The sequence below is a fragment of the Pseudomonas sp. UC 17F4 genome, from assembly GCF_900101695.1.
GTDB lineage: Bacteria > Pseudomonadota > Gammaproteobacteria > Pseudomonadales > Pseudomonadaceae > Aquipseudomonas.
Genome location: NZ_FNKV01000001.1, coordinates 1,846,189 through 1,865,717, shown reverse-complemented (window position 1 = coordinate 1,865,717; position 19,529 = coordinate 1,846,189). Strand labels below are relative to the sequence as shown.

The window sequence follows — 19,529 nt, the reverse complement described above, 5'->3', positions numbered from 1 at the left end:
CCATGTCGAGATTCTTTATCGATCGCCCGATCTTTGCCTGGGTGATCGCCTTGGTGATCATGCTGGTCGGCGCCTTGTCGATCCTCAAGTTGCCGATCAACCAGTACCCGAGCATCGCGCCGCCGGCCATCGCCATCGCCGTGACCTACCCGGGCGCTTCGGCGCAGACCGTGCAGGACACCGTGGTGCAGGTGATCGAGCAGCAGCTCAACGGTATCGACAACCTGCGTTATGTGTCGTCGGAAAGTAACTCCGACGGCAGCATGACCATTACCGCGACCTTCGAGCAGGGTACCAACCCCGATACCGCGCAGGTCCAGGTGCAGAACAAGCTCAACCTGGCCACCCCGCTGCTGCCGCAAGAAGTGCAGCAACAGGGTATCCGCGTGACCAAGGCGGTGAAGAACTTCCTGCTGGTGATCGGCCTGGTGTCCGAAGACGGCAGCATGTCCAAGGACGACCTGGCCAACTACATCGTCTCCAACATGCAGGACCCGATCTCGCGCACTGCCGGTGTCGGTGACTTCCAGGTATTCGGTGCGCAGTACGCCATGCGCATCTGGCTCGATCCGGCCAAGCTGAACAAGTATCAGCTGACTCCGGTCGATGTGCGTACCGCCGTGGCCGCGCAGAACGTCCAGGTGTCCTCCGGCCAGCTCGGCGGCCTGCCTGCCCTGCCGGGTACCCAGCTGAACGCCACGATCATCGGCAAGACCCGCCTGCAGACCGCCGAGCAGTTCGAGAAGATCCTGCTCAAGGTCAACCGTGACGGCTCCCAGGTGCGCCTGAGCGATGTCGCCGAGGTCGGCCTGGGTGGTGAAAACTACGCAATCAGCGCCCAGTTCAACGGCAAGCCGGCCTCTGGCCTTGCGGTGAAACTGGCCACCGGCGCCAACGCCCTGGATACCGCCAAGGCCCTGCGCCAGACCATCACCGACCTGGAACCGTTCTTCCCGGAAGGCATGAAGGCGGTGTTCCCGTATGACACCACGCCAGTGGTGACCGAGTCGATCAGCGGGGTAATCCACACCCTGATCGAAGCGATCGTGCTGGTGTTCCTGGTGATGTACCTGTTCCTGCAGAACTTCCGCGCCACCATCATCACCACCATGACCGTACCGGTGGTATTGCTGGGTACGTTCGGGATTCTTGCGGCGTTCGATTTCAGCATCAACACCCTGACCATGTTCGGCATGGTACTGGCCATCGGCTTGCTGGTGGACGATGCCATCGTCGTGGTGGAGAACGTCGAGCGGGTAATGTCCGAAGAAGGGCTGTCACCCAAGGAAGCGACCAAGAAGTCCATGGGCCAGATCCAGGGCGCCCTGGTCGGTATCGCCCTGGTGCTGTCGGCGGTACTGCTGCCCATGGCCTTCTTCGGCGGCTCCACCGGTGTGATTTATAAACAGTTCTCCATCACTATCGTCTCGGCCATGGCCCTGTCGGTACTGGTGGCACTGATCTTCACCCCGGCACTGTGCGCGACCATGCTCAAGCCGATTGCCAAGGGCGAGCACCACGTTGCCAAGCGCGGCTTCTTCGGCTGGTTCAACCGCAACTTCGACCGCAGCGTGCGCAGCTACGAGCGCGGCGTCGGCAACATGCTGCGGCACAAGGCCCCGTACCTGCTGGCCTACCTGCTGATCGTGGTCGGCATGATCTGGCTGTTCACCCGCATTCCGACGGCGTTCCTGCCTGAAGAAGACCAGGGCGTACTGTTTGCCCAGGTGCAGACCCCGGCCGGTTCCAGCGCCGAGCGCACCCAGGTGGTGATCGACGAGATGCGCAGCTACCTGCTCGACAAGGAAGCCGATACCGTTGCCTCGGTGTTCACCGTCAACGGCTTCAACTTCGCCGGTCGCGGCCAGAGCTCGGGCATGGCCTTCATCATGCTCAAGCCATGGGGCGAACGTTCGGCCGAGAACAACGTGTTCAACCTGGCCAACCGTGCCCAGCAGCATTTCTTCAGCTTCCGCGACGCGATGGTGTTCGCCTTTGCCCCGCCTGCAGTACTGGAGCTGGGTAACGCCACCGGTTTCGACGTGTTCCTGCAAGACCGTGCCGGTGTCGGCCACGAAAAACTGATGCAAGCGCGTAACCAGTTCCTCGGCATGGCTGCGCAAAGCAAGATCCTCTCGGCAGTGCGCCCGAACGGCCTGAACGATGAACCGCAGTACCAGCTGACCGTCGACGACGAGCGCGCCAGTGCCCTGGGCGTGACCATCGCCGACATCAACAACACCCTGTCGATTGCCCTGGGTGCCAGCTACGTCAACGACTTCATCGACCGCGGCCGGGTCAAGAAGGTCTACATCCAGGGTGAAGCCGGTGCACGGATGAGCCCGGAAGACCTGCAGAAGTGGTTCGTGCGCAACGCCGCCGGCGAGATGGTGCCGTTCTCCTCCTTCGCCAAGGGCGAGTGGATCTACGGTGCACCGAAGCTGTCGCGTTACAACGGTGTCGAAGCCATGGAAATCCTCGGTGCACCAGCCCCTGGCTACAGTACCGGTGAAGCCATGCTTGAGGTCGAGCGCCTGGCCGCGCAACTGCCGGCGGGTATCGGTTACTCATGGACGGGCCTGTCGTACGAGGAGCGGCTGTCCGGCTCCCAGGCGCCAGCGCTGTACGCCCTGTCGCTGCTGATGGTGTTCCTCTGTCTGGCAGCGCTGTATGAAAGCTGGTCGATCCCGATCGCGGTCATGCTCGTGGTACCGCTGGGGATCATCGGTGCGCTGCTGGCCACCAGCCTGCGCGGGTTGTCCAACGACGTGTATTTCCAGGTGGGTCTGTTGACCACCATCGGCCTGGCGGCGAAGAACGCGATCCTGATCGTCGAATTCGCCAAAGAGCTGCACGAGCAGGGCCGCAGCCTGATCGACGCGGCCATCGAAGCCTGCCGGATGCGTCTGCGGCCGATCATCATGACCTCGCTGGCGTTCATCCTCGGCGTGGTACCGTTGGCCATTTCCAGCGGTGCAGGCTCGGGTAGCCAGCATGCGATCGGTACCGGGGTGATCGGCGGCATGATCACCGCCACGGTACTGGCGATCTTCTGGGTGCCATTGTTCTTCGTAAGTGTGTCGTCGCTGTTCGGTAGCAAGAAGCCCGAAGAGGACGCCACCCCTGAAACTCCACGCTATGAGGCCGGGCAATGAGTAAGTCCCTGTTGTCCCTGGCAGTAACCGCTTTCATTCTTGGCGGCTGCTCGCTGATCCCTGACTACCAGACCCCGGAATCGCCGGTGGCCGCGCAGTGGCCGCAAGGCCCTGCCTACTCGCCGACCGAGTCGGCCGAGGTGGCCGCCGCCGAACAGGGCTGGCGTCAGTTCTTCCATGACCCGGCGCTGCAGCAATTGATCCAGACCGCGCTGGTCAACAACCGCGACCTCAAGGTCGCGGCGCTGAACATCGATGCCTACCGTGCGCAATACCGCATCCAGCGTGCCGACCTGTTCCCGGCGGTTTCGGCCAATGGCAGCGGCAGCCGCCAGCGGATGCCGGCGAACATGTCGCAAACCGGCGAATCGGGCATCACCAGCCAGTACTCGGCGACCCTCGGGGTCAGCGCCTATGAGCTGGACCTGTTCGGCCGGGTGCGCAGCCTGACCGAACAACAGCTGGAGAACTACCTGTCCAGCGAAGAAGCCCGGCGCTCGACGCAGATCAGCCTGGTGGCCAGTGTGGCCAACGCCTACTTCACCTGGCAGGCCGACCAGGCACTGCTCAAGCTGACCGAAGACACCCTCAAGACCTACGAGGAAAGCTATCAGCTGACCGCGCGTAGCAATGAAGTGGGGGTGGCCTCGGCTCTGGACCTGAGCCAGGCACGCACCTCGGTTGAGGGCGCGCGGGTCAAGCTGGCGCAGTTCCAGCGCCAGGTTGCTCAGGACCTCAACAGCCTGACCGTGCTGCTCGGCACCGGCGTGCCGGCCAACCTGCCGACCGCGCAGAAGCTCGACAGCGACCTGCTGGCCGAAGTGCCGGCGGGCCTGCCGTCCGACCTGCTGCAACGCCGGCCGGACATCCAGGAAGCCGAACACCTGCTCAAGGCCGCCAATGCCAACATTGGCGCCGCCCGCGCAGCGTTCTTCCCGAGCATCAGCCTGACCGCCAATGCCGGCACCCTGAGCCCGGACATGGGCGGCCTGTTCAAGGGTGGTTCGGGCACCTGGCTGTTCCAGCCGCAGATCAACCTGCCGATCTTCAACGCCGGTGCCCTGCGCGCCAGCCTCGACTACTCGAAGATCCAGAAGGACATCAACGTCGCGAAATACGAGAAAACCATCCAGACCGCCTTCCAGGAAGTCTCCGATGGCCTCGCCGCGCGCCAGACCTTCAACCAGCAGTTGCAGGCCCAGCGTGATCTGGTTGCCGCCAACCAGGACTACTACCGCCTGGCCGAGCGTCGCTACCGCATCGGTATCGACAGCAACCTGACCTTCCTCGACGCCCAGCGTCAGCTGTTCAACACCCAGCAGTCGTTGATCAGCGATCGCCTGTCGCAGCTGGTCAGCGAGGTCAACCTGTACAAGGCCCTCGGTGGCGGCTGGTACGAGCAGACCGGTCAGGCGCAGCAGCAGGCAGCGGTCCAGACGCCGAAAGGCTGAGTCCCTGTGCTGTAGAAGAGCCCACCCTTGGCGGTGGGCTTTTTATTATGGTTATTTGGGGAGTTCCGGGTGTAGGGTTTAGATGTGGGTTTGCGAGCTTATCCATTCGTTGTGGCGCTGCTGCTTGCCCCTTCCGCCTTTACGGCGGCCTACTTTTCTCTTGGGAAGAAGTAGGCAAAACCGCTTGCTCCTGCATACGGCCCTACGCTGCGCTTCGGGTCCCCTCGCTACGGCACCTTCCGGGGCATCGCGGCCTACGACTTGCTGCGCCAAGTCTACATCTCGCGTCTTCGGCTGCCGCCGAAGGTGCTGCGCACCGCCCCTACAGGCACCTACGCTCGGCCTCCTGAAGTCGCTTTTCGCGGCGCCTGGAAGTACGTGCATGAAGATCAAGACCAAAACCAAAACCAAGCAAGTCGTTCCTAGCTTTGGCTTCAGTATGACCGCGCCAGAATCTGATTTCGCAGATACGCCAGTGCAGGCACCGCCCGTAACTTCGCGACTTCAGGAGGCTGAGCGTAGGTGTCTGGAGGGGGCTGGTGCGCAGCACCCTTCGGCCTGAGCCGAAGTCGCGAGACGTAGACTTGGCGCAGCAAGTCGTAGGCCGCGATGCCCCTGGAAGGCACCGTAGCGAAGGAACCCGGAGCGCAGCGTAGGGCCGTATGCTGGAGCGAGCGGTTTTGGTTCCTTTTGCCAAGAACAAAAGGGACCCGCCGTAAGGGCGGAAGGGGCCGGCAGCCGCGCCACATCAAATGGATAAGCTTGCAAACCCAACCACAAAAATCATAGATCTCAGGATTGCATGAAGAGCCTTTTGTAACCCCGGGCCAAGGAATTAACCAAACAGTTACCGTTCGATTATCGCCCAATTCCGCCCGTAACGAATTGATTCATCCCCGCCCGCCGCCGCACCATCGCTTCGCAGCTTTTCCAAAGCGTACTCCCAAAGATCGTAGCCCGGCCTGTGACCTCCAAGCGTCGCAGCGGATGGCTTCGGCTTACATAAAAACAAGAGACAACTGACGATGACCACACCCGCACGACACCTGCTTCCCGGCTTGCTGGCCATGACTTGCGCCCTGCCCGCCCTCGCGGCCGAAGGCGGCTTTGTCGAGGACGCCAAGGCCAGCCTCAACCTGCGCAACTTTTACATCAACCGCAACTTCGTCGACCCGGCCAACCCCCAGGGCAAGGGCGAGGAATGGACCCAGAGTTTCATCCTCGACGCCCGCTCCGGCTTTACTCAGGGCCTGGTCGGTTTTGGCGTGGATGTATTGGGCCTGTACTCGGTCAAGCTCGATGGCGGCAAGGGCACGGCGGGTACCCACCTGCTGCCGGTGCACGATGATGGCCGCCCGGCCGACGACTTCGGCCGCCTGGGGGTGGCGCTGAAGGCGAAGATCTCCAACACTGAGCTTAAGGTTGGCGAATGGATGCCGGTGCTGCCGATCCTGCGCTCCGACGACGGCCGCTCGCTGCCGCAGACCTTCCGTGGCGGCCAGCTCACCTCGCAGGAAATCGCCGGCCTGACCCTGTATGCCGGGCAGTTTCGCGGCAACAGCCCGCGTAACGATGCGAGCATGGAAGACATGTCGATGAACGGCCGCGCGGCCTTCACCTCCGACCGTTTCAACTTTGCCGGTGGCGAATACAGCTTCAACGACAAGCGCACGATGATCGGTTTGTGGAACGCCGAGCTCAAGGACATCTACAACCAGCAGTACCTCAACCTGGTGCACAGCCAGCCGCTGGGCGACTGGACCCTGGGCGCCAACCTCGGCTACTTCATCGGCAAGGAAGACGGCGCCGAACGCGCAGGCAAACTGGACAACCGCACTGCCTCGGCAATGCTCTCGGCCAAGTACGGCGCCAGTACCTTCTATGTCGGCCTGCAGAAAGTCAGCGGCGACGATGCCTGGATGCGGGTAAATGGCACCAGTGGTGGCACCCTGGCCAACGACAGCTACAACTCAAGCTTCGACAACGCCCAGGAGCGCTCCTGGCAGTTGCGTCACGACTACAACTTCGCCGCCCTCGGCGTGCCCGGGCTGACCCTGATGAACCGCTACATCAGCGGCGACAACGTGCATACCGGCGCCATCACCGATGGCAAGGAATGGGCGCGGGAATCGGAGCTGGCTTATGTAATCCAGTCCGGGACCTTGAAGAGCCTGTCGCTGAAATGGCGCAACTCGACCATGCGCCGGGACTACAGCACCAACGCCTTTGACGAGAACCGGCTGATCATCAGTTATCCGATCGGTATTCTCTGAATCTGCTGCTACGCCAGTTCCCACAGGTATTTGGGACACCTGTGGGAGCGGCGGTGCGACGACTCGACTTGACCCGCGATGGCTTCAAGCCCCGCGAGTCGTGCGGCTGCGCTGCCCGGCAACCCCCACCGGCACATCGCCCTGCAAAGTCACCCGGCGCACCACCCGGCCCTGGGTGCCATAGTCGTCCACTGCGTAATGCTGGGTCGCGCGGTTGTCCCAGATCGCTACGTCACCGGCCTGCCAGCGCCAGCGTACGGTGTTTTCCAACCGGGTGACATGGCTTTGCAGCAGGTTGAACAAGTGCGCGGAGTCGCTCTGCGAGTAGCCCTTGATGCGTTTGACGAAGTGCCCCAGCAGCAGGTTTTTCTCGCCGCTGACCGGGTGCACGCGCACTACTGGATGCTCGGTTTCGTACACCGTCGAGGTGAAGACCTTGCGGTAGTTTTCCAGCTGCTCAAGGCTCACGTTGGGTTTGGCGGCGGCGTAGTCGTACTCGTTGCTGTGCACCGCCCAGAGCTGGTCCGCCAAGGCCTGCAGCTCAGCGGAAAGGTCCTGGTAAGCCGTGGCGGTGTTAGCCCAGACGGTATCGCCGCCGGATTCAGGTGCCACCACCGAGCGCAGGATCGACGCCTTGGGGTAGGCATCGACGAAAGTCACGTCGGTGTGCCAGGAATTGGCCCGGCGCCCTTCGCCACCATCAAGCTCAAGCAGGTAGCGGGTGCCTTCGCGCACCGGCACGGTCGGGTGGGCGATCGGCTCGCCGAGCAGGTGCGCGAAGGCCTCCTGCCCCTGGTCATCAAGGTGGGTCTGGGCGCGGAAGAACACCACCTTGTACTGCACCAGCGCAGCCTGGATGGCCTCGATCACGGCCGGTTCAAGGTCGGCGCTCAACTGGACGCCACGAATCTCGGCACCGATGCGCCCGGCCACCGGGTGAATCTCCAGGGTATGGGTGACAGGTACTACGGCGCGTGCGGCATTGCTCATGGTTTGACCCTCATCTGGCTAGGTTGCGCTAAGTGCCGATGAAAGCTCTGCTCTATTGATATGCAAATAAGCTCTAACAAATAAGCAGATGCTTCATTGACGGAATAAGAGCTTGCATTTAAAACCTGAGCCTGCGCGGCGGCAAATACCTTCGCCGTATTTTTGGAATGCCGGGAAAGCATATGGATCTTCGCCAACTGCGTTACTTCATCGCCCTCACCGAACACCGCAGTTTTGTCCGCGCCGCCGATGCCATGGGCATCACCCAGCCGGCTTTCAGCCGCAGTATCCAGGGGCTGGAACAAGAGTTTGGCTGCGTGCTGATCGATCGCGGCAACAAGGACCTGCGCCCCACCCCCGAAGGCCAGGTGGTGCTGCAACACGCCCTGCGCCTGGTGCAAGGCGCAGCGCAGCTCAACAGCGAGGTGCAGCAGATGACCAAGCTCGATGCCGGCGAGCTGCGCTTTGGCTGCGGCCCGGCGCCGGCAGTGCACCTGGTGCCGCAGGCGGTGGCGCGCTTTCTCGCCGCCCACCCTAAGGTGCGCACCTGCTTCGACGTGGATAACTGGGAAAAACTCAGCCGCGCGCTAAACCGTGAAGAGATCGAATTCTTCGTCGCCGATATCCGCCACTTCGAGGCCGACCCGAACTTCCAGACCCAAGCGCTGAGCCCGCGCCGCGGCCTGTTCTTCTGCCGCCCGGGGCACCCGCTGCTGGCCAAGGACAGCCTGTCGACCAACGACATGTTCGACTACCCGCTGGCCACCACCCTGATCCCGCCGGGGGTGCGCAAGCTGCTGGCCAACCTCAGCGGCAAGACCGACTTCGCCCCACAGGTGCAAACCGAGCACCTGCCGACCCTGGTGAAAATCGTGCTGGGTACCGATGCCATTGGCATCGGCACCGAAGAAGCCTTTGCCGAGGACATCGACCACGGCCGCCTGGTGCGCCTGCACTGGCGCAACCTGCCGGCCAACCTTGATAGCCTCAACGCCCGCTGCGGCATCGTCAGCCGCAGCGGATACCGCCTCTCGCCCGCCGCCCGGGCAATGATCGAAACCCTGGTCAGCCTCGATCGGCAGCCAGAGGTGCAGGTGCTGGCCGGATAGCCTGCGGTGCCAGCCACTGATCGACCTTGAACCCTTTGCGGATCAGCCGCTGCTCGGCGGCCAGGTCCACTGACGCCTGCAATTTGCTCAGGAAGTCGGCATCCAGGGTCGAGGGGAAGATCTTGCTCAGTTGCTCATCCTGCAAGTCTTGCTGGAGGATCGCCGGCGGGTAGCTGGCCAGCCCCGAAACCAGCTGGATATAAGCGTCCTTGTTGTCGTCCTGGGTCAGCCAGTGCACGGCCTGCTGCTGGGCGGCCAGCAGTTTTTCCACCAGCTCGGGATGCTCGTCGACAAAGCGCCCGGAGCCCACCAGCACCGCCTGGACATTGCCGGCGCCGCCCAGGTCGCGGGTATTCAACGGCAGCTCGGCCAGGCCGCGTTGCTTGAGGGCGCTGATGCCGGTCGAGCCCCAAGTGGCGTCGATCTGCCTGGCGGCCAGGGCGGCAATCGCCGCGTTGAAATCCAGGTTGATGACCTTCAGGTCCTTCTCGCTCAGGCCCTGGCTGGCCAGGGCGGCGTCGAACGACAGCTGGGTGGCGGTGCCGCGGAACACCGCCACGCGCTTGCCCTTGAGGTCTTGCAGGGTCTTGATGTTGCTGCCCGGCGCCACCCCCAGGTAGTGCTTGATGCCGCGCCCGGTGGCGGCCAGCAGGCGGGTGTCGAGGCCATTGGCCTTGCCGATGATCGCCGCCAGGTCGCCAAGGTAGGCGAAGTCGACCTGGCCGTTGGCAAAGGCCTCGTTGATCACCGGGCCGGCGCCCTTGAAGTAGTTCCATTGAATGTGGATGCCATCGGCGGCGAAGGCTTTTTCCAGCAGTTGCTGGTCGCGCAGCACGTCGGTCACACCGCCACCGGAATGCTGGGTGCCGGCGCTCAGGTCAGGCACGGCAATGCGGATTTCCTTGACCTCGCCAGCCAGGGCCAGCGGCGGCAGCCAGCCGACCACCGCGGCCAGGGCGGGAACGGCAAACAGGTTAAACACACGGTTGATCGACAGGTTCATGGCACGCGACTCCTGGTAATGGTGCGCCCACGCTACCGACAACCCAAACCATTAAATAAATACTAATAAATTACATTTTAATAACCTGTAAGCATAAATACCGCAGCACGTGCCTTGCAGCGTGCCATGCATCAGACACAAAAAAAATATGCTTCGAATGCATTGGCTACGGGTTATGGCAGCGGCTTTAAATGCAGGTTCTTATCACCTAAACGCATTGAAACTCACCGAATAATTCAATTTAAGAATAAGCAAATAGCCAATGTGCGGAGGTTTTCCATGGCCCGAGCTTCACTTTCCAGCCTGCCACTGGCAAGCCCCCCAGGCCGGACGCGACGGTTCGGCGGCCTGCCCCTGCGCCGCCTGCAAGCCTGGTATCTGCCGCTGTCATTGGCCGCCCTGTGGTGGCTGGCCAGTCGCAACCAGTGGATGAGCGAACAGATACTGCCAGCGCCGAGCCTGGTCTGGCAGAGCGGCCTGGAACTGGCCCAGGGCGAGCTGTGGACACACCTGGCGATCAGCCTGCAACGCCTGGCCCTGGGCCTGCTGCTGGGGGTTGCCAGCGGCGCCTTGCTCGGCGCCTGGCTGGGGTTCAGCCGTCGCGCCGAACGCCTGGTGCTGCCGACCTTCAATGCCCTGGCGCAGATCCCGACCCTGGCCTGGGTGCCGCTGTTCATGGTGCTGTTCGGTATCGGCGAGGTGCTCAAGCTGGTGGTGCTGGTCAAGGCGATCATCGTCCCGGTGACCCTGCACACCCTGGTCGGCGTGCGCGATGCCCAGCCACGCCTGCGCGAAGCGGCGACGGTACTGCGCCTGCCGCCGCGCCTGTTGATCAGCCGGCTGATTTTTCCGGCGGCCCTGCCGGCCTTTCTCGCCGGCGTGCGCCTGGCCCTGGCCACAGGCTGGACTTCATTGCTGGCGGTAGAGCTGCTGGCCTCCAGTGAAGGCATCGGCTACCTGATGGTCTGGGCCCGGCAGCTGTTCATGCTCGATATCGTCTTCGTCTGCATCCTGGTCATCGGCCTGCTGGGTTTTGTCATGGACCGTGGCTTGGCTTGGCTCGACCGGCGCCTGGTGCACTGGCCGCACCCGCCCAGCGCCGAGCTGCGGGTGTCGCGCTTGCAAGGTGGCCAGCGCCTGCAGGCGTTGCTGCTACCGTTGGCGCTGCTGGTGCTGTGGCAACTGGCCAATCAGCTGGACTGGGTCGACACGCAGATCCTGGTCGCCCCGCTGCAGGTCTTGCAGACCACCTGGGACGGCCTGCTTGACGGCTCGCTCAGCGGCGCACTGGCCATCAGTGTCGGCCGGGCACTGGGCGGTTTGCTGCTCGGCGGTGGCCTGGGCTTCGCCCTGGGCCTGTGGCTGGGGCTGTCGACGCCTGCCGAACGCCTGCTCGGGCCCAGCCTGGCCGGCTTGCGGCAGATCGCAATCTTCGCCTGGGTGCCGCTGCTGACCGCCTGGTTCGGCCTTGGTGAACTGGCCAAGTGGGTGTTCGTTGGCCTGGCGGCGTTCTTCCCGCTGTTCATTGCCACCCAGCGGGCGGTGGCCAGCCGTTCGCCACAGCTGGAGGAAGCCGCCCGCGTACTGCACCTCGATCTGCCCCAGCGCTTGCGCCGGCTGGTGCTGCCGGGCGCGGCGCCGGGGATTTTCGCCGGCCTGCGTATCAGCCTGATCTACGCCTGGCTGGGCACCATCGGCGCCGAGTACTTCATGCCTTCGGGCGGCGGTATCGGCAGCTTGATGATCGGCGCCCAGCAACTGCTGCGCATGGACATCATCATGGCCGGGATGCTCCTGGTCGGCCTCACCGGCGCCCTGCTGGGCGCCCTCGGACAACACCTCGAATTGCGCGCCACGCGCTGGAGACGAGCATGAACGCCATCGCCCCTGCCCTGGTCAGTTTCAATCAGGTCGGCAAACACTTCGCCGTTGCTGGCGGCGAACTGGAAGCCATCCGCGACTTCAACCTGCAGATCGCCGACGGTGAATTCGTCGCCATCGTCGGCGCCAGCGGCTGCGGCAAATCCACCCTGCTGCGCCTGCTGATCGGCCTGGACAACGACTACCAGGGGCAGATTCTGATCGATGGCAAGCCGCTCGATGGCATCGGCAGCGAACGCGGCATCGTCTTTCAGGAGCACCGGCTGTTCCCCTGGCTAACCGTTTCGCAAAACATCGCCCTGGGCCTGGTCAACGACCCCTTGAACAACGAGCAGCGCCAGCAACGCATCAACCAGTACATCGCCCTGGTGGGCCTTGAGGACTTCAGCCAGGCCTACCCGCACCAGCTTTCCGGTGGCATGGCCCAGCGCGTGGCGATTGCCCGCGGCCTGGTGGCCAGCCCGCGCATTCTTCTGCTCGATGAACCCTTCGGCGCCCTCGACGCGCTGACCCGCCAGCAGATGCAGGACGAGCTGCTGGCGATTCGCGAGCGCGCGCGCATCACCACCCTGCTGGTGACCCACGATGTCGAGGAAGCGCTGTTTCTCGCCGACCGCGTGGTGGTGCTGGAGCCGCGCCCGGGGCGGATCAAGCGCATCGTCGAGATCGACCTGGCGCACCCGCGCCAACGCGCAAGCCTGGCCTTCCACCGCCTGCGCGAAGACCTGCTGCACGAACTGACCGCCGACGCGCGCTACCTGCCACCGGCGCAGGAACAGATCCGCGACCTGCCCTTGACCTACCTTGCCTACTGAGAACCGACCATGAGCCAACGCCCCAACTTTCTGGTCATCGTTGCCGACGACCTGGGTTTCTCCGATATCGGCGCCTTCGGCGGCGAAATCGCCACGCCGAACCTCGACGCGCTGGCCACCGCCGGCCTGCGCCTGACCGACTTTCATACCGCGCCGACCTGCTCGCCCACCCGCTCGATGCTGCTCACCGGCACCGATCACCATATCGCCGGCATCGGCACCATGGCCGAGGCGCTGACCCCGGAGCTGATCGGCAAGCCGGGCTACGAAGGCTACCTCAACGACCGCGTGGTGGCCTTGCCGGAGCTGCTGCGCGATGCCGGATACCAGACCCTGATGAGCGGCAAATGGCACCTGGGCCTGACCGCCGAGCTGGCGCCCCAGGCCCGCGGCTTCGAGCGCTCCTTCGCCCTGCTGCCGGGCGCGGCCAACCACTATGGCTTTGAACCGACCTACGACGAACACACCCCGGGCCTGCTCAAATCAACGCCGGCGTTGTACATCGAAGACCAGACCTTCATCGACGAACTGCCCAAGGATTTCTATTCTTCCGACGCCTTCGGCGACAAGCTGCTGCAGTACCTGAAGGAGCGCGACCAGAGCCGGCCGTTCTTCGCCTACCTGCCGTTCTCGGCGCCGCACTGGCCGTTGCAGGCGCCGGCCGAAGTGGTGGCGCGCTACCAGGGCCGCTACGACGCCGGCCCCGAAGTGCTGCGCCAGGAGCGCCTGGAAAAACTGCGCACGCTCGGCCTGATCGCCGCCGACACCCAGGCCCACCCGGTCGACAACCACTGGCACAGCCTCAGCGACGAGCAACGCCAGCGCTCGGCGCGGGCCATGGAGGTGTACGCGGCGATGGTCGAGCGCATGGACTGGAACATCGGCCGGGTGCTCGACTACCTGCGCAACCAGGGCCTGCTCGACAACACCCTGGTGCTGTTCATGTCCGACAACGGCGCCGAAGGTGCGCTGCTCGAAGCCTTCCCCAAGTTCGGCCCGCAACTGGCCAGCTACCTCGACCAACATTATGACAACAGCCTGGACAACATCGGCCGGGCCAACTCCTATGTTTGGTATGGCCCGCACTGGGCCCAGGCGGCCACCGCACCGTCGCGGCTGTACAAGGCCTTTACCAGCGAAGGCGGGATTCGCGTACCGGCGCTGGTGCATTACCCGGCATTGGCACGCCAGGGTCAGATCAGCCAGCAGTTCAGCACGGTGATGGACATCACCCCGACCCTGCTCGATCTTGCCGGCGTGCGCCACCCCGGCAAGCGCTGGCGCGGCCGTGAGGTAGCGCCGCTGCGCGGTAAATCCTGGCTGGGTTACCTGTCGGGCGAGACCGAGCAAGTGCACGACGAAAACACCGTCACCGGCTGGGAGCTGTTCGGCCGCCGGGCCATTCGCCAGGGCCATTGGAAAGCGCTGTACATTCCCGGCCCGGTCGGCCCGGCCACCTGGCAGTTGTACGACCTGGCCAGCGACCCGGGCGAAATCAACGACCTGGCCGCAGTACAACCGGCGAAGCTGCAGGCGCTGCTGGGCGAATGGCAGAAGTATGTCGAGGAGACCGGAGTGATCCTCAGTCAGTCGCCGTTCCAGCCGGACTAGCCAGGGCCTGCAGGCGTGCCGGGTCGAGGATCTCGATCTCGCCATAGCCCAGGCGCAAGGCGCCTTCCTGCTGCAGCGACTTGAGGATCTGGTTGGTGGTCTGGCGCGACAGCGAGAGCATCAGCGCCAGTTGCTCCTGGGACAGTTGCAGCACGCGCCGGCTGCCAAGCAACTCGCCATAGCCGGCGGCGATCTGCAACAGCCTGTGGGCCACCCTCGGTGCGGCGGCCAGCAGGCTCTGCTGCTCCAGCGCAACAAACACCACGCGCAGTTTATGGCTCATCAACAAGGCCACGTCGCGCCAGTGCCGGGGCTGTTGATCGAGCAACTTCAACAGCGGCGCCTGGGGGATCCACAGCAACTGGGTCAGTCCTTCGGCCTGGGCGTCGTGGGTGCGCGGCTGGCCGTCGAACAGGCTGATCTCGCCGAACCAGTGCGGCGCTTCGATCAGGGTCAGCAGCGCCTCCTTGCCATCGGTGGCCACCGCGCCCACGCGCATCGCCCCGTCGAGCACCGCATACAGCCCGCACGGCGCATCGCCGCGCTGGAACAGGTATTGCCCGGCCGCCAGCTGACGCGGCCGGGCCAGTGCCAGCAGGCTATCCTGAAAGCTGGGAGGCAATGCCTGGAACCAGTGACCTTGCAGCAGGGTTTCGCGCATAGCGCCTCAAAGCTGAACTCTGTCGGCTAGCCGACAGACAGGTGGATATCTGTAGGACATGCTCACGTTACCTACAGGAGGAACAACAATGAAAAACCTGGTCGAACACCTGAGTCAATACGCCGCCTACCACCGCGACCCGCGCAACATCGCCACCCACTTCATCGGCATACCGCTGATCGTGCTGGCGGTAACGGTTTTGCTGTCACGCCCGGGCACCGAACTAGCTGGCGTCTGGCTGTCGCCAGCACTGCTGGTGGCGCTGGTTACCGGCTGGTTCTACCTGCGCCTGGACCAACGCCTGGGCCTGCTGATGGCGTTGTTGCTGGGCTTGTGCCTGTGGGCCGGGCAGGCGCTGGCGGTGCAAAGCACCCTGGTCTGGCTGAGTGCCGGGCTGGCGTTGTTCGTGATCGGCTGGGTGATCCAGTTTGTCGGCCACCACTATGAAGGCCGCAAACCGGCGTTTGTCGATGATCTGATGGGCTTGATCATCGGGCCGTTGTTCGTGGTGGTGGAGCTGGGGTTCTTGCTGGGGCTGCGCCCGGAGCTGAAGAAGGTCATCGAGGAGAATGTCGGGCCGGTGGCGGTTCGGCAGAAGAAGGCAGCGGTCTGAGCGGGGCTGCTTTGCAGCCCTGCGCTTACACCAAACCTGTGGGAGCGGGCTTGCCCCGCGATGAGGCCCTGAGGGTCAGCCCCTGGACTCAACCCCCAACTCATCCCACACCGACTCGGCCAGGTGGAAGGTGGCATTGGCCGCCGGAATGCCGCAGTAGATCGCGCTCTGCATCAGCACTTCCTTGATCTCCTCACGGGTCACGCCATTGTTGGCCGCCGCGCGCAGGTGCAACTTCAGCTCCTCGTTGCGGTTCATGCCAATCAGCATGGCGATGGTGATCAGGCTGCGGGTATGCCGCGGCAGGCCCGGGCGGGTCCAGATGTCACCCCAGGCGTGGCGGGTGATCATCTCCTGGAACTCGCTGTTGAACTCGCTCAGGTTGCTCAGGCTACGGTCGACATGGGCATCGCCGAGCACCGCGCGGCGCACTTGCATGCCGGCGTCATAACGTTGTTTCTCGTCCATGGTCAGCCCTCTCGGCCCAGCAGAAAATCAATTACCCGGCGGCTGAACGGCGCACCGACTTCGACGTTGGAAAGGTGCGCAGCGTGGAATTCGGCGTACTGCGCGCCCGCCACGTTCTCCTGGATGAAACGCCCACCGGCCGGCGGCGTCACTGCGTCGTGGCTGCCGGAGATCACCAGCAGCGGCACCTTGATCTGGCCCAGTTGCTCACGAAAATCAGCATCGCGCACCGCCCCGCAGTTGGCCGCATAGCCTTCAGGCGAGGTGGCGGCGAGCATATCGGTAATCCGCTTGGCCTGGTCGGGATTGCCCTCGGCATAGGTTTTGGTGAACCAGCGCTCGATCGAGGCATCACGCAAGCCGACCATCGCGTCTTGACGATCACGCAATACCAGCTCGATGCGCGGGTTCCAGGTGTCCGGCGCGCCGATCTTGGCCGCGGTGTTGCACACGATCAGGCGGTTCAGCCGCTCGCCGGCGTTGATCCCCAGCCACTGGCCGATCAGCCCGCCCATCGACAGACCGCAGAAATGCGCCTGTTCGATATGCAAGGCATCGAGCAACGCCACTACATCCTGCCCCAGTTGTTCGATGCTGTACGGCCCCGGGGTCACCAGCGAACCGCCATGGCCGCGGGTGTCGTAGCGCAGCACGCGAAAATGCGCAGTCAAAGCCGGCACCTGGGTGTCCCACATGTGCAGGTCAGTACCCAGAGAATTGGACAGCACCAGCACCGGCAGGTGTTCCGGGCCTTCGAGTTGATAGTTGAGTACGCCATCGGTGAGTTGTACCTGTGCCACTGCAGCCTCCTTCAGGCATTGACGCGGTGATGTTCAGCCAGCGCCCGCTCGACCCAGGCACGAGCCTGGCCGAGGTAGTGGGCTGGGTCGAGCAGACGATCGAGCTCGTCTGGCGAAAGTTCGGCACTGACCTGCGGCTCGTCGCCCAGCACGGCGCGCAGATGGCGCTGCTCGGCCACGGCCCGCTTGCAGCAGGTTTCCAGCAGATGGTGGGCATGGTCACGGCCCAGGCGCTGGGCCAGGACGATACTCACCGCTTCCGCCAGCACCAGGCCCTGGGTCAGGTCGAGGTTGCGGCGCATGCGCTCGGCGTCCACTTCCAGGCCATCGGCGATGATCTGTGCCTGGCGCAGCGCCCCGGAGACCAGGCAGCAGATCTCCGGCAGGGTTTCCCATTCGGCATGCCACAGGCCGAGGCTGCGCTCGTGCTCCTGGGGCATGGCGGCATACAGCGTGGCCAGCAGGCCCGGGACCCGGGTGGCGGCGCCGATCAGCACCGCAGCGCCGACCGGGTTGCGCTTGTGCGGCATGGTCGAGGAACCGCCCTTGCCCGGCGCCGAAGGCTCGAACACCTCAGCCGCTTCAGTCTGCATCAGCAGGCTGACGTCACGGCCGAGCTTGCCAAGGCTGCCGGCAATCATGCCGAGCACCGCCGCGAACTCCACCAGACGGTCGCGCTGGGTGTGCCAGGGTTGTTCAGGCAGCGTCAGCTGCAAATCTGCGGCCAAGGCTTCGGCGACCGGCAAGGCCTTGTCGCCCAACGCCGCCAGGGTCCCGGAGGCGCCGCCAAACTGCAGGGTCAGCAGGCGCGGCTTGAGTTCCTGCAGGCGCTGGCGATGGCGATTCAAGGCGCCCAGCCAGCTGGCAATCTTCATGCCCAAGGTGACCGGCGTAGCATGTTGCAGCCAGGTGCGCCCGGCCAGGGGCGTCTCGGCGTGAATCTCGGCCTGGCGCGCCAGGGCGTTGGTCAGTTGCGCCAGGTCGGCCTCGATCAAGGCCAGCGCCGCCCGCAGTTGCAACACCAGGCCGGTGTCCATGGCATCCTGGCTGGTGGCGCCCAGGTGCACATAACGCTCGGCCTCCGGTACGCCACTGGCAATCACCTTGCCCAGCGCCTTGACCAGCGGGATCGCCGAGTTGCCGGCCACGGCAATCGCCTCGGCCAGCGCGGCAAAGTCGTAGCGCTCGGCATGGCAGGCGGTTTCGATCGCCGCCACCGCCACCTGGGGGATCACCCCGGTGGCCGCTTCGGCACGAGCCAGGGCCGCTTCGAAATCAAGCATGCCCTGCACCCGGCCACGGTCAGAGAAAATCTCGCGCATTCCCTGCGCGGTGAAATAGGCATCGAACAGCTGATTGCCCGGACGCGGGTTCATTGGCAGGTCCTTGAACAGGTCAATGGTCGTGGTGCAGGTACGCAGCCTGCTTCGGCAAGCGCAGGCTGAACAGGAAGGCAATCGCCATCATCGCCGTAACGTACCAGTAAAAGGTGTTTTCCATGCCCATGGATTTCAGCCCCAAGGCGACGTACTCGGCCGAGCCGCCAAACAGCGCGTTGGCCACCGCATACGCCAGGCCGACGCCCAGGGCGCGTACCTGCGGCGGGAACATTTCGGCTTTGACCAGACCGCTGATCGAGGTGTAGAAGCTGACGATGCACAGCGCCAGGGTAATCAGCACGAAGGCCAGGAACGGGCTGGTGACGGTTTTCAGCGCCAGCAGGATCGGCACGGTGAACAGCGTGCCCAACGCGCCGAACAGCAGCATCGAATTACGCCGGCCGATACGGTCCGAGAGCATGCCGAACAACGGCTGCATGCACATGTACAAAAACAATGCGCCGGTCATGATGAAGCTTGCGGTCTTGGCGCTCATGCCGGCGGTGTTGACCAGGTACTTCTGCATGTAAGTGGTGAAGGTGTAGAAGATCAGCGAGCCGCCGGCGGTGTAGCCGAGCACGGTGATGAACGCCGCCTTGTGGTTGCGAAACAGCCCGGCGATGCTGCCGGCGTCCTTGTCGTTGCGGGTTTCGGCGCTGCTGGTTTCTTCCAGCGAGCGGCGCAGAAACAACGAGATCAGCGCAGCAATCGCACCGACCACAAACGGGATGCGCCAGCCCCAGGCGCGCAGTTCGTCTTCACTGAGCAACTGCTGGAGGATCACCACCACCAGCACCGCCAGCAACTGCCCGCCGATCAGGGTCACGTACTGGAACGAGGCAAAAAAACCGCGCTGGCCGCGCAGCGCCACTTCACTCATGTAGGTGGCGGTAGTGCCATATTCACCGCCCACCGACAGGCCCTGGAACAGCCGCGCCAGCAACAGCAGCGCCGGCGCCCAGGCGCCGATCGAGGCATAGGTGGGCAGGCAGGCGATGACCAGCGATCCGGCGCACATCATCAGCACCGAGATCATCATCGAATTCTTGCGGCCATGACGGTCGGCGACGCGGCCGAACAGCCAGCCGCCAATCGGTCGCATCAGAAAGCCGGCGGCGAACACTCCGGCGGTGTTGAGCAACTGTACCGTCGGATCGTCGGAGGGGAAAAAGGCCGGGGCGAAATAGATGGCGCAGAAGGCATAGACGTAAAAGTCGAACCATTCGACCAGGTTGCCCGAGGACGCACCGACAATGGCAAAGATGCGTTTACTACGCTCCTCACCGGTGTAATAGGCTGAAGTCATGGCTGCTTACTCTT

General features: G+C 63.9%; 15 protein-coding genes. 8 read left to right on the top strand and 7 right to left on the bottom strand.

Annotation, left to right across the window (positions count from 1 at the left end; translation table 11 throughout):
- The first annotated feature begins 2 nt into the window (after positions 1 to 2).
- The 3 genes from BLR26_RS08675 to BLR26_RS08665 all read left to right on the top strand — a co-directional run bounded on the left by BLR26_RS08675 (position 3) and on the right by BLR26_RS08665 (position 6,879).
- Positions 3 to 3,155: an efflux RND transporter permease subunit gene (locus BLR26_RS08675; RefSeq protein ID WP_093379949.1), complete on the top strand. Its 3,153-nt coding sequence runs from the start codon at positions 3 to 5 to the stop codon at positions 3,153 to 3,155.
- Entirely contained in the window at positions 3,152 to 4,606 is a 1,455-nt protein-coding gene (locus BLR26_RS08670; RefSeq protein ID WP_045197503.1) for an AdeC/AdeK/OprM family multidrug efflux complex outer membrane factor, read from the top strand. Before BLR26_RS08675 ends, BLR26_RS08670 begins: the two co-directional genes overlap by 4 nt.
- Positions 4,607 to 5,631: 1,025 nt before the next feature.
- Positions 5,632 to 6,879, top strand: coding sequence for an OprD family porin (locus BLR26_RS08665; RefSeq protein WP_371128636.1), 1,248 nt, complete (start codon positions 5,632 to 5,634; stop codon positions 6,877 to 6,879).
- Between the two features lie 84 nt (positions 6,880 to 6,963).
- Here BLR26_RS08665 and BLR26_RS08660 read toward each other — a convergent pair whose 3' ends face one another.
- On the bottom strand, positions 6,964 to 7,869 hold the full coding sequence (locus BLR26_RS08660; protein WP_093379944.1) for a TauD/TfdA dioxygenase family protein: 906 nt from the start codon (positions 7,867 to 7,869) through the stop codon (positions 6,964 to 6,966).
- A 182-nt stretch (positions 7,870 to 8,051) separates the two neighbouring features.
- On the opposite strand from BLR26_RS08660, the gene BLR26_RS08655 reads away from it, so the two are divergent.
- The gene (locus tag BLR26_RS08655) at positions 8,052 to 8,978 is read left to right on the top strand and encodes a LysR family transcriptional regulator (protein ID WP_093379941.1); all 927 of its coding nucleotides are present in this window, start codon (positions 8,052 to 8,054) and stop codon (positions 8,976 to 8,978) included.
- Here the strand turns inward: BLR26_RS08655 and BLR26_RS08650 are convergent.
- Complete coding sequence (locus tag BLR26_RS08650; RefSeq protein WP_093379938.1) at positions 8,935 to 9,981, bottom strand: ABC transporter substrate-binding protein; 1,047 nt, start codon at positions 9,979 to 9,981, stop codon at positions 8,935 to 8,937. The genes BLR26_RS08655 and BLR26_RS08650 overlap by 44 nt on opposite strands.
- A 279-nt stretch (positions 9,982 to 10,260) precedes the next feature.
- On the opposite strand from BLR26_RS08650, the gene BLR26_RS08645 reads away from it, so the two are divergent.
- Genes BLR26_RS08645 through BLR26_RS08635 form a run of 3 tightly spaced genes read left to right on the top strand, consistent with a single transcriptional unit; the run spans position 10,261 to position 14,288 of the window.
- Positions 10,261 to 11,856, top strand: a complete 1,596-nt coding sequence (locus tag BLR26_RS08645) for an ABC transporter permease (RefSeq protein WP_093379935.1) — start codon at positions 10,261 to 10,263, stop codon at positions 11,854 to 11,856.
- The gene (locus tag BLR26_RS08640; RefSeq protein ID WP_045197491.1) at positions 11,853 to 12,677 is read left to right on the top strand and encodes an ABC transporter ATP-binding protein; all 825 of its coding nucleotides are present in this window, start codon (positions 11,853 to 11,855) and stop codon (positions 12,675 to 12,677) included. The genes BLR26_RS08645 and BLR26_RS08640 overlap by 4 nt, the downstream gene beginning before the upstream one ends.
- Positions 12,678 to 12,686: 9 nt before the next feature.
- Positions 12,687 to 14,288 (top strand): arylsulfatase, encoded by a 1,602-nt coding sequence (locus BLR26_RS08635; protein WP_045197488.1) that lies wholly within the window; start codon positions 12,687 to 12,689, stop codon positions 14,286 to 14,288.
- Here the strand turns inward: BLR26_RS08635 and BLR26_RS08630 are convergent.
- Entirely contained in the window at positions 14,260 to 14,949 is a 690-nt protein-coding gene (locus tag BLR26_RS08630) for a Crp/Fnr family transcriptional regulator (RefSeq protein ID WP_045197486.1), read from the bottom strand. The two genes, BLR26_RS08635 and BLR26_RS08630, sit on opposite strands and share 29 nt — an antisense overlap.
- Before the next feature lie 88 nt (positions 14,950 to 15,037).
- On the opposite strand from BLR26_RS08630, the gene BLR26_RS08625 reads away from it, so the two are divergent.
- Entirely contained in the window at positions 15,038 to 15,562 is a 525-nt protein-coding gene (locus BLR26_RS08625; RefSeq protein ID WP_093379932.1) for an Mpo1 family 2-hydroxy fatty acid dioxygenase, read from the top strand.
- A 75-nt stretch (positions 15,563 to 15,637) separates the two neighbouring features.
- Here BLR26_RS08625 and pcaC read toward each other — a convergent pair whose 3' ends face one another.
- Genes pcaC through BLR26_RS08605 form a run of 4 tightly spaced genes read right to left on the bottom strand, consistent with a single transcriptional unit; the run spans position 15,638 to position 19,515 of the window.
- The gene (gene pcaC, locus BLR26_RS08620) at positions 15,638 to 16,030 is read right to left on the bottom strand and encodes a 4-carboxymuconolactone decarboxylase (protein ID WP_045197482.1); all 393 of its coding nucleotides are present in this window, start codon (positions 16,028 to 16,030) and stop codon (positions 15,638 to 15,640) included.
- A gap of 2 nt (positions 16,031 to 16,032) precedes the next feature.
- Positions 16,033 to 16,830 carry a 3-oxoadipate enol-lactonase gene (gene pcaD / locus BLR26_RS08615; RefSeq protein ID WP_045197479.1) on the bottom strand — a complete coding sequence of 266 codons (798 nt, stop codon included), beginning with the start codon at positions 16,828 to 16,830 and terminating at the stop codon, positions 16,033 to 16,035.
- A gap of 11 nt (positions 16,831 to 16,841) precedes the next feature.
- The gene (locus BLR26_RS08610) at positions 16,842 to 18,206 is read right to left on the bottom strand and encodes a 3-carboxy-cis,cis-muconate cycloisomerase (RefSeq protein WP_045197477.1); all 1,365 of its coding nucleotides are present in this window, start codon (positions 18,204 to 18,206) and stop codon (positions 16,842 to 16,844) included.
- A gap of 19 nt (positions 18,207 to 18,225) precedes the next feature.
- The gene (locus BLR26_RS08605) at positions 18,226 to 19,515 is read right to left on the bottom strand and encodes an MFS family transporter (protein ID WP_045197475.1); all 1,290 of its coding nucleotides are present in this window, start codon (positions 19,513 to 19,515) and stop codon (positions 18,226 to 18,228) included.
- Positions 19,516 to 19,529: the final 14 nt, after the last annotated feature.

Coding starts and splice junctions, on each gene's coding strand:
- BLR26_RS08675 (WP_093379949.1), top strand. CDS start 3: ATGTCGAGATTCTTTATCGATCGCCCGATCTTTGCCTGGGTGATCGCC.
- BLR26_RS08670 (WP_045197503.1), top strand. CDS start 3,152: ATGAGTAAGTCCCTGTTGTCCCTGGCAGTAACCGCTTTCATTCTTGGC.
- BLR26_RS08665 (WP_371128636.1), top strand. CDS start 5,632: ATGACCACACCCGCACGACACCTGCTTCCCGGCTTGCTGGCCATGACT.
- BLR26_RS08660 (WP_093379944.1), bottom strand. CDS start 7,869: ATGAGCAATGCCGCACGCGCCGTAGTACCTGTCACCCATACCCTGGAG.
- BLR26_RS08655 (WP_093379941.1), top strand. CDS start 8,052: ATGGATCTTCGCCAACTGCGTTACTTCATCGCCCTCACCGAACACCGC.
- BLR26_RS08650 (WP_093379938.1), bottom strand. CDS start 9,981: ATGAACCTGTCGATCAACCGTGTGTTTAACCTGTTTGCCGTTCCCGCC.
- BLR26_RS08645 (WP_093379935.1), top strand. CDS start 10,261: ATGGCCCGAGCTTCACTTTCCAGCCTGCCACTGGCAAGCCCCCCAGGC.
- BLR26_RS08640 (WP_045197491.1), top strand. CDS start 11,853: ATGAACGCCATCGCCCCTGCCCTGGTCAGTTTCAATCAGGTCGGCAAA.
- BLR26_RS08635 (WP_045197488.1), top strand. CDS start 12,687: ATGAGCCAACGCCCCAACTTTCTGGTCATCGTTGCCGACGACCTGGGT.
- BLR26_RS08630 (WP_045197486.1), bottom strand. CDS start 14,949: ATGCGCGAAACCCTGCTGCAAGGTCACTGGTTCCAGGCATTGCCTCCC.
- BLR26_RS08625 (WP_093379932.1), top strand. CDS start 15,038: ATGAAAAACCTGGTCGAACACCTGAGTCAATACGCCGCCTACCACCGC.
- pcaC (WP_045197482.1), bottom strand. CDS start 16,030: ATGGACGAGAAACAACGTTATGACGCCGGCATGCAAGTGCGCCGCGCG.
- BLR26_RS08610 (WP_045197477.1), bottom strand. CDS start 18,206: ATGAACCCGCGTCCGGGCAATCAGCTGTTCGATGCCTATTTCACCGCG.
- BLR26_RS08605 (WP_045197475.1), bottom strand. CDS start 19,515: ATGACTTCAGCCTATTACACCGGTGAGGAGCGTAGTAAACGCATCTTT.